At 61.9% G+C, this 14,225-nt stretch carries 16 protein-coding genes; 11 read left to right on the top strand and 5 right to left on the bottom strand.

The genetic code is table 11. The features are described 5' to 3' along the window. Positions 1–26 precede the first annotated feature (26 nt). Positions 27–1,187 (bottom strand): cysteine desulfurase family protein, encoded by a 1,161-nt coding sequence (locus ACI512_RS13640; RefSeq protein WP_405121842.1) that lies wholly within the window; start codon positions 1,185–1,187, stop codon positions 27–29. 233 nt (positions 1,188–1,420) lie between these two features. Beyond that, complete coding sequence (locus tag ACI512_RS13635; RefSeq protein WP_043205116.1) at positions 1,421–1,690, bottom strand: hypothetical protein; 270 nt, start codon at positions 1,688–1,690, stop codon at positions 1,421–1,423. A gap of 400 nt (positions 1,691–2,090) precedes the next feature. On the opposite strand from ACI512_RS13635, the gene msuE reads away from it, so the two are divergent. From msuE to ACI512_RS13615, 4 genes are read left to right on the top strand one after another with little or no spacing between them, the layout of a single operon-like run. Then, the gene (msuE, locus tag ACI512_RS13630) at positions 2,091–2,654 is read left to right on the top strand and encodes an FMN reductase (protein WP_012723304.1); all 564 of its coding nucleotides are present in this window, start codon (positions 2,091–2,093) and stop codon (positions 2,652–2,654) included. A gap of 9 nt (positions 2,655–2,663) precedes the next feature. Beyond that, entirely contained in the window at positions 2,664–3,806 is a 1,143-nt protein-coding gene (ssuD, locus tag ACI512_RS13625; protein ID WP_012723303.1) for an FMNH2-dependent alkanesulfonate monooxygenase, read from the top strand. A 37-nt stretch (positions 3,807–3,843) separates the two neighbouring features. Beyond that, on the top strand, positions 3,844–5,031 hold the full coding sequence (locus tag ACI512_RS13620; RefSeq protein WP_236381261.1) for an acyl-CoA dehydrogenase family protein: 1,188 nt from the start codon (positions 3,844–3,846) through the stop codon (positions 5,029–5,031). A gap of 11 nt (positions 5,032–5,042) precedes the next feature. Then, positions 5,043–6,146 carry a sigma-54-dependent Fis family transcriptional regulator gene (locus ACI512_RS13615; RefSeq protein ID WP_236381260.1) on the top strand — a complete coding sequence of 368 codons (1,104 nt, stop codon included), beginning with the start codon at positions 5,043–5,045 and terminating at the stop codon, positions 6,144–6,146. On the opposite strand, the gene ACI512_RS13610 is transcribed toward ACI512_RS13615, so the two are convergent. After that, entirely contained in the window at positions 6,135–6,500 is a 366-nt protein-coding gene (locus ACI512_RS13610) for an antibiotic biosynthesis monooxygenase (protein ID WP_046036543.1), read from the bottom strand. The two genes, ACI512_RS13615 and ACI512_RS13610, sit on opposite strands and share 12 nt — an antisense overlap. 100 nt (positions 6,501–6,600) lie before the next feature. On the opposite strand from ACI512_RS13610, the gene soxR reads away from it, so the two are divergent. From soxR to ACI512_RS13595, 3 genes are all read left to right on the top strand, one after another. Next, positions 6,601–7,050 carry a redox-sensitive transcriptional activator SoxR gene (gene soxR, locus ACI512_RS13605; RefSeq protein ID WP_012723299.1) on the top strand — a complete coding sequence of 150 codons (450 nt, stop codon included), beginning with the start codon at positions 6,601–6,603 and terminating at the stop codon, positions 7,048–7,050. A 332-nt stretch (positions 7,051–7,382) separates the two neighbouring features. Beyond that, positions 7,383–8,258: an alpha/beta fold hydrolase gene (locus ACI512_RS13600; RefSeq protein ID WP_236381258.1), complete on the top strand. Its 876-nt coding sequence runs from the start codon at positions 7,383–7,385 to the stop codon at positions 8,256–8,258. 54 nt (positions 8,259–8,312) lie between these two features. After that, positions 8,313–9,227 (top strand): LysR substrate-binding domain-containing protein, encoded by a 915-nt coding sequence (locus ACI512_RS13595; protein WP_236381255.1) that lies wholly within the window; start codon positions 8,313–8,315, stop codon positions 9,225–9,227. 49 nt (positions 9,228–9,276) lie between these two features. Here ACI512_RS13595 and leuD read toward each other — a convergent pair whose 3' ends face one another. Both leuD and leuC read right to left on the bottom strand, forming a co-directional pair. Beyond that, entirely contained in the window at positions 9,277–9,891 is a 615-nt protein-coding gene (leuD, locus tag ACI512_RS13590; protein WP_236381253.1) for a 3-isopropylmalate dehydratase small subunit, read from the bottom strand. After that, entirely contained in the window at positions 9,888–11,306 is a 1,419-nt protein-coding gene (gene leuC / locus ACI512_RS13585; protein WP_236381252.1) for a 3-isopropylmalate dehydratase large subunit, read from the bottom strand. The genes leuD and leuC overlap by 4 nt, the downstream gene beginning before the upstream one ends. A 288-nt stretch (positions 11,307–11,594) precedes the next feature. Between leuC and ACI512_RS13580 the strand changes: the two genes are divergently transcribed. The 4 genes from ACI512_RS13580 to ACI512_RS13565 are packed head-to-tail and all read left to right on the top strand — an operon-like array spanning position 11,595 to position 14,213. Continuing rightward, positions 11,595–12,797 (top strand): PepSY domain-containing protein, encoded by a 1,203-nt coding sequence (locus ACI512_RS13580; protein ID WP_236381250.1) that lies wholly within the window; start codon positions 11,595–11,597, stop codon positions 12,795–12,797. Beyond that, positions 12,794–13,330 (top strand): hypothetical protein, encoded by a 537-nt coding sequence (locus ACI512_RS13575; protein WP_046036537.1) that lies wholly within the window; start codon positions 12,794–12,796, stop codon positions 13,328–13,330. The genes ACI512_RS13580 and ACI512_RS13575 overlap by 4 nt, the downstream gene beginning before the upstream one ends. After that, the gene (locus tag ACI512_RS13570; RefSeq protein ID WP_012723292.1) at positions 13,327–13,656 is read left to right on the top strand and encodes a hypothetical protein; all 330 of its coding nucleotides are present in this window, start codon (positions 13,327–13,329) and stop codon (positions 13,654–13,656) included. The genes ACI512_RS13575 and ACI512_RS13570 overlap by 4 nt, the downstream gene beginning before the upstream one ends. After that, positions 13,653–14,213: a DUF6162 family protein gene (locus tag ACI512_RS13565; RefSeq protein ID WP_046036536.1), complete on the top strand. Its 561-nt coding sequence runs from the start codon at positions 13,653–13,655 to the stop codon at positions 14,211–14,213. The genes ACI512_RS13570 and ACI512_RS13565 overlap by 4 nt, the downstream gene beginning before the upstream one ends. The last annotated feature ends 12 nt before the right edge of the window (positions 14,214–14,225 follow it).

Genomic DNA, 14,225 nt, shown 5'->3' with positions numbered 1-14,225 from the left:
AATTATTATGTGTTGCGATAAATGAATCAGACCGCCCAGAACGCCGGTGCACTGGCAAGGGTCGCTTTGATCAACTGCACAGCCTGATCGATATCCTGCTCGGTGGTAAACCGGCCCAGGCTCAAGCGAATGGTACGGCCGGCGCTGCGTGCATCATGGCCCAAGGCAAGCAACACATGGGACGGCGTATTGCTCGCCGAATTGCAGGCGGACGTCGCGGAAAACGCGATCCCCGCACTCAACGCAGCGGCATTGAATTCGCCTTCACTGAAGGTGAGGCTCAGGGTGTGTGGAATACGTTGTGTAGCGCTGCCATTGAGGCGCACGCCGGCAATCGATTCCAACTGATCCAGCAGGCGCTGGCGCAAGGCAACGATCACGGCTTTTTCTTCAGCGAACGACGCCGCCGCCAAGGCGAACGCGGTGCCCATGCCGGCAATCTGATGAGTCGCCAACGTGCCGGAGCGCAGGCCGCCTTCGTGACCGCCGCCGTGAATCTGCGCCAGGACTTTCTGCTGCGCCCGTGGCCCGACATACAACGCGCCGATACCCTTGGGGCCATACAGCTTGTGCGCCGAAAACGACATCAGATCCACCGGCCACTGCACCAGGTCGATCGCCACCTTGCCCGCGCCCTGCGCCGCATCCACATGCAGCAAAGCGCCGTGTTCACGCACGCGAGCGCCAATGGCCGGGATGTCGTTGAGGGTGCCAAGCTCGTTATTCACCAGCATCAGCGAGACCAGGAAGGTGTCCTCGCGCAGCGCTTCGCTGACCGCCTCGACGCTGATCAACCCATCGGCATCCGGCACCAGGTAGGTCACCGCTACGCCAGCTTCCTGCAGTTGCCGCGCGGTATCCAGGGTGGCTTTGTGTTCGATCTGGCTGGTGATGATATGCCCACCCGCCACGCCCCGCGCCTGGGCCACGCCCTTGATCGCAAGGTTGTTGGATTCCGTGGCGCCGGAGGTCCAGACGATTTGTTCAGGTTGGGCACCGACCAGCTCGGCCACCTGGCGACGCGCCTGTTCAACCGTTTGCCGGGCTGCTTGGCCGAACGCATGGGAACTGGACGCGGGGTTACCGAAATTGGCATTGAAGCCCAGGCACTCGACCATCACCTGGATGACCCGCTCATCCACCGGTGTGGTGGCGGCGTAGTCGAAATACAGCGGACGTTTATTCATGACGTTAGAAACTCGCAGAGCAGGTTCCCGAGAGCAGCGTCTCAGGGGCACGGACCGGGACAGAGGTCGTCAGGTTTAACCGATCGAATGCCATTAAAGAAGGACCACTTTATGTAAATGTGCGTAGGAACGCTCCTGAAATTCAGCTTAACAGGCTGAAGTCGCCCAATGGCAAACAAAAAGCCCGAGGTTTCTTAAGGGAAACCTCGGGCTTTTTGTCGCCAGGCGCAAACTCAACTCGGACGACCGTGCAAGGTCACGCTGCGCTCGGCATTCATTTCACCTTGGCGATCAAAGCCGAAGGGTTTCTGTGGCTGGCCGGTCAGTGCGGCGCGCTGCTGTTGGTATTCATCAAACGACAAACCACGGCGGCTCAACGCTTCCAGAGCCAACTGTTTGGTTTCTTCCGCCGTGTAGGGACGCAATTCAGGTGAAGGATGGCTCGCACATCCGGCAAGGACGGAGCTGACAATCAATAAGGAAACAGCGAGGAATCGGTTCATGGCGGTAGCCCTGCAAAGGAGGTTTCGAGTCAATGAACACAGGCTACTCCCGCCCCTGCACGGTGAAAAATCACCTCCCGTGATAGTTGCTATCAACCGCTTGAACACCTTCGATGGTTCCACCTTTATATTTCTTTATGATCTATAAATATGGAAATACGTTCATTTACGGAATAAAACTAACCCTCTATAAATGTCGCTACACAGCGACGGCACTGTTGCCCACGCAACTGTTGCTCACCCAACAGTCATTCAACAAATCACCAGGCAGCCAACAGCAGCAGTTTTCAGCAGTGAGCCTGCAACCCACGCCAATCAAGGCCTGCACCCGTTGGTACAGCTCTTGCTCAACAGGTTGCAACCCACCTGCTATGAACCACTGTTGAAAAAGGAACTGTTCATGACACGTCCACTGAATGTCGTTGCCCTCTCCGGCGGAACCTGGCGTCCGTCCCGCACCCTGGTGCTGACCCAGGCTGTGCTGGCTGAACTGGCCACGTTGCTGCCGATCCAGACCACCCTGATCGAATTGGGCGACATCGCCCGGCCGCTGGGCGGTGCACTGTCGCGCGATGAACTGCCCGCTGAAGTCGAAGCGCAACTGTTGGCAATCGAACAGGCCGACCTGCTGATCGTCGCCGCACCGGTCTATCGTGGGTCCTACCCAGGCTTGCTCAAGCATTTGTTCGACCTGATCGGCCTCAATGCGCTGATCAACACACCGGTATTGCTCGCAGCCACGGGCGGCAGCGAACGCCACGCACTGGTCCTCGATCATCAGTTACGACCGCTGTTCAGCTTCTTCCAGGCGCTGACCCTGCCGATCGGCGTCTACGCCACCGAGGCTGACTTCACCGACTACCAGATAACCAGCGAACTCTTAAAAGCCCGTATTCAACTCGCGGCAGAACGTGCAGCGCCTTTGTTCGCTGCGCACTCCCCCTCTCTGCTGAAAATTGCGTAAGGATTTGTCATGGATGTTTTCTGGTTTCTGCCCACTCACGGCGACGGTCATTACCTGGGCACGACCCAAGGTGCACGGCCAGTCACGCTCAATTACCTCAAGCAAGTCGCCCAGGCCGCTGACAGCCTGGGTTACTACGGCGTATTGATTCCGACCGGGCGCTCGTGCGAAGACTCCTGGGTGATCGCCTCCGCGCTGGTGCCGCTGACCGAACGCCTGCGTTACCTGGTGGCGATTCGTCCGGGCATCATCTCGCCCACGGTCTCGGCGCGCATGGCGGCGACCCTTGATCGCCTGTCCAACGGTCGTCTGCTGATCAACGTGGTTACCGGCGGTGACCCTGACGAAAACCGTGGCGATGGCAGCTTCCTCGATCACAGTGAACGCTACGAAGTCTCCGACGAATTCCTACAGATATGGCGCCGCGTTTTGCAGGGCGAATCGGTGGATTTCGAGGGCAAACACCTGCGTGTACAGAATGCCAAGGCGCTTTACCCCCCGGTGCAGAAGCCTTATCCACCGCTGTATTTCGGCGGGTCCTCTGACGCCGCCCACGACCTCGCCGCCGAGCAGGTCGATGTATACCTGACCTGGGGCGAACCGCCCGCCGCCGTTGCGGAAAAACTCGCGGATGTCCGCGAGCGCGCCGCACGCCGCGGGCGCACCGTAAAGTTCGGCATCCGCCTGCATGTGATCGTGCGCGAGACCGAAGAAGAGGCTTGGAAAGCCGCCGACAAGCTGATCGAGCACATCAGCGACGACACCATCGCCGCCGCGCAAAAATCCTTCTCGCGTTTTGATTCCGAAGGCCAGCGCCGCATGGCCGCCCTGCACGACGGGCGCCGCGACAACCTGGAAATCGCCCCCAACCTGTGGGCCGGCGTCGGCCTGGTGCGCGGCGGGGCCGGTACCGCGTTGGTCGGCAACCCGCAACAAGTCGCCGAGCGCATCAAGGAATACGCCGACCTGGGCATCGAAAGCTTCATTTTCTCCGGCTACCCGCACCTGGAAGAGGCTTATCGCTTTGCCGAGTTGGTGTTCCCACTGCTACCGGAACCCTATGCCAGCCTTGCTGGGCGCGGTATTACCAACCTCACTGGCCCGTTCGGCGAAATGATCGCCAACGATGTGTTGCCAACAACAAAGGCCTGAATGCAATGAGATCGGCCAAATCATTGAGGAACACCGCGTGACAGCCACCCCCCAAAGCGTCCTGCCGTCTCCTTTGCAGACCGCCAAACTGCTGGCCGCTGAATTCGCCCTCACCGCCGTCGAGCGTGACGAGCGCGGTGGCACGCCCAAAACCGAGCGTGACGCCTTGCGCCAGAGCGGCCTGCTGGCCCTGAGTATTCCCACCCAATACGGCGGGCTCGGCGCACGCTGGAGCGACACCTTGGGCATCGTGCGCGAGTTCGCCAAGGTCGACAGTTCCATTGCGCATGTCTTCGGTTTTCACCACCTGATGCTCGCCACCGTGCGCCTGTTTTCGCGCCCGGACCAATGGCAACCCTGGTTCGAACAGACCGCACGCAAAAACTGGTTCTGGGGCAACGCCCTCAACCCACTGGACACGCGCACGGTGGTCAAGGATTTCGGCGGCTGGCGCGAGTTCTCCGGCAAAAAGAGCTTCTGCTCCGGCGCCAGTGACTCGGAAATGCTGATCGCCTCGGCGGTGGATGAAACCGCCGGCGGCAAGCTGCTGATCGCGGCCATCCCCAGCGGTCGCAGCGGCATCACTTTGCACAACGACTGGAACAATATTGGCCAGCGCCAGACCGACAGCGGCAGCGCCAGCTTCGAGCGGGTACGCGTCGAAGAATCGGAACTGCTGCTCGACCCAGGCCCGCTGAGCACACCTTTCGCCTGCCTGCGCCCGTTGATCGCGCAGTTGACGTTCACGCATATGTTCCTCGGTATTGCCGAAGGCGCTTTCGAAGAAGCGCGCAACTACACGCTCACTGAGACCCGCTCGTGGCATAAGTCCAGCGCCGAAGACGTGCGCCAGGACCCTTACGTGCTGCACCACTACGGCGAATTCTGGGTCGCCCTGGAAGGTGTGCGCCTGTTGGTGGAACGCGCTGCCGAGTTGCTCGACCACGCCTGGGCGAAGGGCCCGAACCTCAGCGAAAGCGAGCGCGGCCAACTGGCTATCGCCATCGCCACCGCCAAAGTTGCCGCGACCCGCCAAGGCCTGGACCTGTGCAGCCGTCTGTTCGAAGTCACTGGCGCGCGCGCAACCCATGCATCGCTGCGCCTGGACCGTCATTGGCGCAACCTGCGCACGCAAACACTGCACGACCCGGTGGACTACAAGCTCCATGAACTGGGGGATTGGGCGTTGAACCAATCCCTGCCGATTCCGACGTTCTATTCCTAAGAGAGGTGCCCATGCAGCTTTTGACCCTACCGCCCTCGCCCGCCCTCGCGACGTCGATCCGCGCCACGGCCCAGGTCTTCGAAGACCCCAAATCCCAGGCGCTGCTCGACCACATCCAGCAAGTGGCGCCCAGCGAAGCCAGCGTGCTGATCATCGGCGAGACCGGGACCGGTAAAGAGCTGGTGGCACGGCATATTCACAACCTCAGCGCGCGACGCAACCGGCCGTTCGTGGCGGTGAACTGCGGGGCGTTCTCCGAATCGTTGGTGGAAGCCGAACTGTTCGGCCATGAAAAAGGCGCCTTCACCGGTGCCCTCAGCGCCAAGGCCGGCTGGTTCGAAGAGGCCGACGGCGGCACCTTGTTCCTGGACGAGATCGGCGATTTGCCGATGGCAATCCAAGTCAAGCTGCTGCGCGTCCTACAGGAACGCGAAGTCGTGCGCCTGGGTTCGCGCAAGAGCATTGCGATTGATGTGCGCGTGCTTGCCGCAACCAACGTGCAACTGGAAAAAGCCATCAACGCCGGGCATTTCCGCGAGGACCTCTACTACCGCCTCGACGTGGTCAGCCTGGAACTCAGCCCGTTGCGCGAGCGGCCCGGCGATATCCTGCCGCTGACCCGGCACTTCATCGACGCCTACAGCCAGCGCCTGGGCTACGGCCCGATCACCATCAGCCGCGAGGCCGAGCACAAGCTCAAAAGCTACAGCTGGCCAGGCAATATCCGCGAGCTGGAAAACGTGATCCACCACACGCTGTTGATCTGCCGCAACGGCGTGATCGAACGCGACGATTTGCGCCTGTCGAACATGCGCATCGAGCGCCAGGACGACAGCCAGCACGGCAGCGACAACAGCGCCGAAGCCTTGCTGGCGCGCGCGTTCCAAAAGCTCTTCGAGGAACAGGCCGGCGCCCTGCATGAAAAAGTCGAGGATGCCCTGCTACGCGCTGCTTATCGTTTCAGCCATTACAACCAAGTGCACACCGCCAACCTGCTGGGCTTGAGCCGCAACGTCACGCGCACGCGCCTGATCAAGATCGGCGAGCTGGCGGTGAACAAGCGCCGCCCTGGCGAAAACGTGCAGGGCGAACGCATGTTGCATCTATCCATTTAGGCGGCAATGCAGCGCGTTGTCATGGCTGCGCTCGAAACTGCGCAGCACCTGGAACGAACCAAAGGTCACGGCCGTGGCCTGGTGGGCGCGAATCAACGTCCAGAAATCTTCTTCGCCATGCTCAAAGCATTTGAAGGCCGCCTCGCCGTCCTCGCGCGAGCGCCATTGCAAGTAATTGAGCACCCGGCGCCCGTCGTCGCTGACCTGCACACTCGCATTGATAAAGCCGCCATGGCCCTGGGCCAGGCGCTCGCTTTGGGTGGACAGGGCCGCCACCAGCGCCCTTTGTTGCCGGGGCTCGATCTGAAATTCGATCAATTGAGTGAAGCTGCGATTTTTCTCTGATACCTGCATGAACACTCCCCTTTCTCTGTAGGCAGAATCTTGCGATTCGATGCCACGCAGGGTAAAACCTCTAGTTAAGTCAAGGTCAAGCGTTGTTTGGGAGTTTTTCATGCTTAACAAGGAACTCACCGTCGGCCAACTCGCCGCCCGCAGTGGTGTGGCCGTCACCGCGTTGCATTTCTACGAGACCAAGGGGCTGATCAAGAGTAATCGCAATGCCGGTAACCAACGGCGTTATCCACGGGATGTGTTGCGGCGCGTGGTGGTGATCAAGATCGCCCAGCGCCTGGGGATTCCGCTGGCAACGATTGGCGAAGCGTTGCAGGCGTTGCCGGAGGGGCGCACACCCAACGCCCGGGATTGGGAACGCTTATCGGCGCTATGGCGGGAAGACCTGGATGAGCGCATCAACAAGCTGACGCTGCTGCGCGACACACTCAATGGCTGTATTGGCTGTGGGTGCTTGTCGATGGAGGCGTGTCCGTTGCGCAATCAGGGCGACAAGCTCGGTGAGTGCGGTCCGGGCGCCCAACTGCTGGAGCCCACCCCACACCGCTGACCCGTTCCCAGTGCTTGGAGAGCACCTCGTCGGTTGCCCACAGGCCGCGCAATACGTGGCCTATAGTGAAAAAGCCGTCGCTCAACCACCGTCAAGGAGAACGATAGCGAGCCATGGAGAGGTTCAAGCAAAGCTGAGATCGGCTGAACACCACACACATTAACGGTGGGGGCGACGCACCGCCGCTCCCACAGGTGGCCTCCATTAGTGGAAAGATCGAGTCGTCACTCACCGCGCCTACACACTTCATGAACGCCCGCTCCACGCTTTCGCCCTTGCCCCGAACGCCGCGTGATTCCAGGATGCAAGCACTCACCACAAGGAGCCATTCCATGTTCGCCGGATTCCAGAAAGACCAGTGCCACGTCAACGGCGTCAGCATCAGTTACCGCACAGGCGGTACAGGTCCCGGCCTGCTCCTGTTGCACGGGCACCCACAAACCCACGTCATCTGGCACAAAGTCGCCGAGCAACTGGCTGAACACTTCACGGTAGTGGCTGCCGACCTGCGCGGCTATGGCGACAGCAGCAAGCCGCCCGCCAATGACGATCACTCCAACTATTCGAAACGGGAAATGGCCCGCGACAGCGTCGAGCTGATGAAGGCCCTTGGCTTCGAACAGTTCTCGGTGCTGGCCCACGACCGTGGCGCCCGCGTGGCCCATCGCCTGGCCCTGGACCATGCGGCCGCCGTGCAACGTATGGTGCTGCTGGATATCGCCCCCACCCTCTCGATGTATGCGCAAACCGACGAAGCCTTCGCCCGCGCCTACTGGCACTGGTTCTTCCTGATCCGACCGGCGCCGCTGCCGGAGGCCTTGATCGAGAGCAACCCGCAGTTGTACCTGCGCAGCGTAATGGGCAGCCGCAGTGCCGGGCTCAAGCCGTTCACCGATGAAGCCTTCGCCGAATACCTGCGCTGCCTGAAACTGCCGGGCACCGCCACCGGCATCTGCGAAGACTACCGTGCCGCTGCCGGTATCGACCTTGAGCACGACCAGGCGGACATCGACGCCGGCCATCACCTGAACCTGCCGCTGCTGGTGATGTGGGGCGCCGAAGGCACCGTCGGCCGCTGTTTCGAGCCGCTCAAGGAATGGCAGAAAGTCGCCACTGATGTGCGCGGCAAGGCCTTGCCGACCGGCCATTACATCGCCGAAGAAGCCCCAGAGTTGTTGCTGGGCGAAGTCCTGAGCTTCCTGCGCTGAGCCGTGGCCAGCACGATGCTATTCTGGCGGCTCATGCCGCCACGCTTGTGTCTGATGACGAATAAGAAAGATACCGTGCCCCTACCCGAAGACCTGCGGGTGTTCCTGACCGTGATCCGCAAGGCCGGCTTCGCTGCGGCAGCTGATGAGCTCGGGTTATCGCCTGCGTATGTCAGCAAGCGCATCCAGATCCTTGAAACCACCCTGGCCACCCGCCTGCTGCACCGCACCAGCCGGCGCGTCGCCCTGACCGAAGACGGTGAACGGGTGCAGCGCTGGGCCGTGCGCATCCTGGAAGACTTCCAGCAACTTTCCGATGAACTCAGCGACGCGCATGACAGCCCACGTGGCCGCCTGCATATCTGCAGCACGTTCGGCTTTGGCCGCAACCATGTGGCGCCTGCCCTGTCGTTGCTGGCCGAGCAGTACCCGGACCTGGAGATCCGCCTGGACCTGCTCGACCGTGTGGTCGATATCGTCAGCGAAGGTTTCGACCTGGAGATCCGCGTGGGCGACGACATCCCCGGCCAGCACATCGGCCGTCGACTGGTGAGCAACCGTCGCGTGCTATGCGCCGCCCCGGCGTATCTGCAACGACGCGGCACACCGCACCAATTGAGCGACCTGGAGCAGCACGACTGCCTGGTCCTCAAGGAGCGCGACAACGCGTTTGGCATCTGGAACCTGGAACACGACGGCGCCCAGGAAAGCGTGCGCGTGCGGGGGCCGCTGTCGTCGAACAATGGCGAAATTGTGTTGCAGTGGGCGTTGGATGGGCGCGGGGTGTTATTGCGCTCGATGTGGGATGTGAAGCCGCTGCTGGAGCAAGGCAAACTGGTGCAGGTGCTGCACGGTTATACCCAGAGCGCCAACGTGTGGGCGGTGTACCCGACTCGCTTGGCGTATTCCGGGAAGCTGCGCGCCTGCGTGGAGTTTTTGCAGGCACACTTCAAGGGGCTCTCAATCTGAGGTCACAAACCCAATCAAAAATGTGGGAGGGGGCTTGGATTTAAGTGTATCAGTTGAGCCAGGGATTGGCTTGCAGGTGGCGTTGTTCGAACGTTTTGATTTGCTCGCTGCGTTGTAACGTACTGCCGATTGCATCCAGGCCAAGCAACAACGCCGTCTTGCGCAGGGTATCGATCTGAAACGGGATCACCTGGCCATCCGCCAAATGGATCTGCTGGGCTTCAAGGTCGATAGTGATCTGCGCCTGTTCCGCCTGGCTGACAGCCTTGCCCAACGACTGCAACACCGCCTCGTTCAGGGTGATCAACAACACCCCGTTACGCTGGCAATTGTCATAGAAGATCCCGGCAAAGCTGCTGCCGATCAAGGCGCGGATGCCCAGTTGCTTCAGCCCCCACACCGCGTGCTCACGGCTGGAGCCGCAACCGAAGTTCGGCCCTACCACCATGAAACGTGCGCCTTGCCAGGCCGGCTGGTTCAGCACGAACTCGGGGTTGGGCTCGCCGGACGGTAAGAAGCGCAGGTCGAAGAACAGCCCCCGATCCAGGCCATTGCGGTCAATGCCCTTGAGGAACTGCTTGGGCATGATCACATCGGTGTCGATATTGGCCGCCAGCATCGGCGCGGCCTTGCCGGTGACCAGAGTGAAGGGTTGCAAGCTCATGGGCGTGCTCCAAAGTGGCGGACATCGGTGAGGCGGCCGGTAATGGCGGCAGCGGCAACCATCGCCGGGCTCATCAGGTGGGTGCGTGCGCCCGCGCCCTGGCGGCCTTCGAAGTTGCGGTTGGTGCTGGAGGCGCAGCGATCGCCGGGGGCCAGCACATCGTCGTTCATCGCCAGGCACATCGAGCAGCCGGACTGGCGCCATTCAAAGCCGGCGTCGATAAAAATCGCTGCCAACCCTTCGGCTTCGGCCTGGTCACGCACTTCGGTGGAGCCCGGCACGATCATCGCCCGTACGTGCTCGGCCACCTGCTTGCCGCGCACCACGCGGGCGGCGTCGCGCAGGTCTTCGATGCGGGCGTTGGTGCAGGAGCCGATAAACGCATGGCTGATGACGATATCGCTCAACGGCATGCCGGCTTCCAGGCCCATGTAGCTGAGGGCGCGGCGCATGTCCTGGCGCAGGATCAGGTCGCTGACCTCCTGCGGGTCGGGCACGCGGGCGCCAATGGGTGCGACTTGGTCGGGGCTGGTGCCCCAGGTGACCATGGGTTCCAGGGTGGCGACGTCGAGTTGCACCTCTTGGTCGAAGACCGCGTTGGCATCCGAGTGCAGCAAGCGCCAGCCCACCAGCGCCTGCTCCCACAGCGCGCCGTGTGGCGCGCGCAGCTTGCCCTTGAGGTAGGCGAAGACTTTTTCGTCCGGCGCCATGAACGCGCCGCGCGCCCCGGCTTCCACCGCCATGTTGCAGAGGGTCATGCGCGCCTCGACGCTCAGCGCATCGACAGTGGCGCCGCAAAACTCAATGGCATAACCGGTGGCACCCGAGGCGCCGATCTTGCCGATCAGCGCCATGATCACGTCCTTGGACGTCAGGCCTGGCGCCAGGTCGCCGTATACGCTCACGCGCATGGTTTTCAGGCGCTTGTAGACCAGGGTCTGGGAAGCCAGCAGGTGTTCGATTTCCGAGGTGCCAATGCCAAAACCGAAGGCCCCCAGGGCGCCGTACGTGGTGGTGTGGCTGTCGCCGGCGGCAATCACCATGCCCGGCAGGATAAAGCCCTGTTCCGGGGCGACCACGTGTTCGATGCCTTGGCGCTTGTCGAGGATGTCCAGCAGTTCGATGCCGAAGTCGCGGCAATTCTCCGCCAGGTAAGACACTTGCCGCGCGCCGCCGGCATCCGGCATCGCCGCAATGCGCTTGGGCGTAGTCGGGTTCACATGGTCGACCACCGCCAGCGCCGTGCCCGGGCGCCAAACGTTGCGCCCGGCCTCACGCAAGCCGCTGAAGGCCTGGGGGCTGGTGTACTCGTTGATCACCTGGCGATCTATATAAAGCAGGACATGGCCCTGGTCATCCAGGGCACACACCGTGTGGGAATCGATGTGTTTGTCGTAGAGGGTTCTGGCAGTCATGTTCCTGGGCTCACTTTTGTAGGCGCTCGCTCAACGGCATGCGCCCATCCTACGCAGCCGCCCCGCCCCATCAATGCCGCCAGGGTGATGGCTTGGAACATGTTTCGTGTTCGATCGAGGCGTTAAAGCGCCCTGAATGTGAACCTGAAACATTTTCTTTCATATACGCCTTAGGGATTTCTCATTCTCATCCGTCTTAACTTAGATACAGCCTGTCGCGTCAGCAAAAGCTACGACTGGCCTTTTTCGGGCCTTCACTGCCCCCCTCCGATCAAGACCCTCATTCACATGTCGAAGAAGTCGCGCTCCAAACTCTGGTTTCTCGTGCATAGCTGGCTGGCATTGCCCATCTGGTTCTTTGTACTGATCGTCTGCGTCACCGGCACCCTGGCGGTGGTCAGCCAGGAGATCGTCTGGCTGGCCAACCCGGATATCCGTGCGAGCAAACCGTCGGATGACGCCGAACCGCTGAGCTTTGACCAGGTGATCGCCGCGATCAAGCGTGACGAGCCCCAGGTGATCGTCCGCTCGATCATCCGCCCCGACGAATCGCACTTTGCACTCAGCGTCGGCCTGAGCTACCCCGACGGGCGTTCGGTCGAGGCTTACGCCAACCCCTACACCGGCGCGATCCAGGGCATCAGCCCGGCATTCAACTTCCAGCAATTCACGCGCGCGCTGCACGGCTGGTGGCTGGTGCCGTTTACCAACGGCTATAGCTGGGGCTGGTACCTGGTGTCCTTCCTCGGCTTGCCGTTGTTGGCGTCACTGGTCACCGGGCTGGTGGTGTACAAGCGGTTCTGGAAAGGTTTTTTCCGGCCGACCCTGCGTATCCGCCACGGAGCGCGGATCTTCTGGGGCGACTTCCACCGCCTGAGCGGCATCTGGTCGATCTGGTTTATCGCGGTTATCTCGATTACCGGCACCTGGTTCCTGATCCAGGCATTCCTGGGGGACAACCAGATCTCCATCTCCAGCGAGCCGATTGTCCCGGTGATTGCCCGCGAGAAAGTGCCGACTTCCGCCCCTGGCGTACCGGCGCCCATGATCCCGCTCGACGACGCCATCAAGATCGCGACCCAACGCATTCCGGGCCTGGATGCAACGTTCGCGTTCCTGCCGCTGAACGCCTACAGCCATCTGCAGATTGGCGGGCGCGGTTGGTACCCGCTGATGTTCCAGACCGCGCAACTGAACCCCTATAACGGTGAAATCGCCGTCTCGCACCTGCTCTCCGACCGCACCACCCTGGAGTTCGTCACCGAATCCATGCGCCCCCTGCACACCGGCGACTTCGGTGGCCTGTGGATCAAGCTGATCTGGGCATTTTTTGGCCTGGTACTGAGCATGATGGTGTTGAGTGGCCTGCTGATCTGGACCAAGCGCACCGCCCTGGCAACGCTCAATGCGCTCAAGCGTGAAGCCAAGGCCCAACACAAGCCCGCTGCCATCCCGGCCATGCAGGCTGAAACCTCGGAGGCCCACCGATGAGCAAGGTCGCTGCTGTACCGCCTTCGCCGTTGCGCGCCTTCTGGCTGAAATGGCGCTTCCATATCAATGTGCTGCTGTTGCTGGTGCCCCTGGGCTTCATGCCCAAGTACTTCGCCGATGCGGCGCTGTTTCGCGGCGATGCCGGTATCGGCGAGCGCGTGGCCGGCGAGGTGCAGGTCGGGCCCTGGAGCCTGACCCTCGCGGAATTTCGCAATGAAGGCCCGAGCCCCGACCCGGCCGGCCCGATGAAGTTTTTCAACGCATCCCTGTGCGACACCTGCGCCAACCAGGTCAAGGCCACCTACCTGCGTATCGGCAAACCGCGCAGCCTGCGGGCCGCCGGGGTGATCTTCTTCGGCACGCCGTACCGCATGGGCGCCGCCCTGCCGATTCCGGAACGCACGCCAGCCGACGCTGAAGTCTGGATCACCATGGAAGGCTGGGACGGCAGCATGCACCAGGGTTCCATCCCGTTGAGCCAGGCCTCGCCTGCCACTATTGCCTGGCTGAACAAGCAAGGAGTTAAACCATGACTTTGATGCGCCTGACCCGCGCCTGCGGCGTGCTGTTGCTGAGCGCCGGTTTCAGTACCGTCGCCCTGGCCCACAACCCGATGTGCGAGTGCAAGGAAATCCCCGGCGAGCAGATCCAGTGCAAAGGCGGTTTCTCCGACGGCAGCGGCGCGCCCGGCGTGACCCTGGATGTGATCGGCTACGACGAAACCATCCTGCTGCCCGGCAAGCTTGGCGAGGACTCCACGCTGACCTTCAAGAAGCCGTCCGCCGAGTTCTATGTGTTGTTTGATGCAGGCCCGGGCCACGTGGTGGAAATCGACCAAGCGGATATCCAGCCACAATGAGTACCACACAGGTTGTACGCCCCGCCGGTGCCGGTCACGAAACCCTCTACGTGCTGTTGTTGTGCCTGATCATCCTGGCGGTGGCGGGTTCGGTGATCGCGCTGCACGGTGAGTCCCAGGAAGTGGCGGCCGTCCCCAGCCATCAATTGGACGCCCGTCGCGACCTGAGCGCCGCCGAGCAAGGCATCTACGCCGACCTGCGGGTGACCCTGGATGAGATCCAGCTGTTGCAGCAAGAGCAAAGCGCGCTGCCCAGCCCGGCGCAATTGGCCGAAGAAGGCTTCGCGCCGTTCGCCCAGGACGCCAGCTCGGTCAGCCGTGGTGATCATCGTTGGCAATTGCTGGCCCCCTCGGCCTACCTCGGCTTGAGCCAGGCGCCGGGTACCAGCGGCTCGCTGCTGATGCGCGTGCACGGTGCCGAGCCGGATATCTGGCTCAACCGCCAAGCCAACCTCGCCGCCCCTTCCGACCTCTCTGACCAGGCGCTGATCGCAGCCGGCTGGCAGCAGGTGGTCGCGCAATTCGATGCCGGCGTCACCCGCCAGCACCGCCACTGAACGAGAAGACCG

This window comes from Pseudomonas petroselini (assembly GCF_045037875.1).
GTDB classification, from domain to species: domain Bacteria; phylum Pseudomonadota; class Gammaproteobacteria; order Pseudomonadales; family Pseudomonadaceae; genus Aquipseudomonas; species Aquipseudomonas petroselini.
The sequence above is the reverse complement of the archived record's forward strand: the minus strand, read 5'-3'. Positions and strand labels throughout refer to the sequence as shown.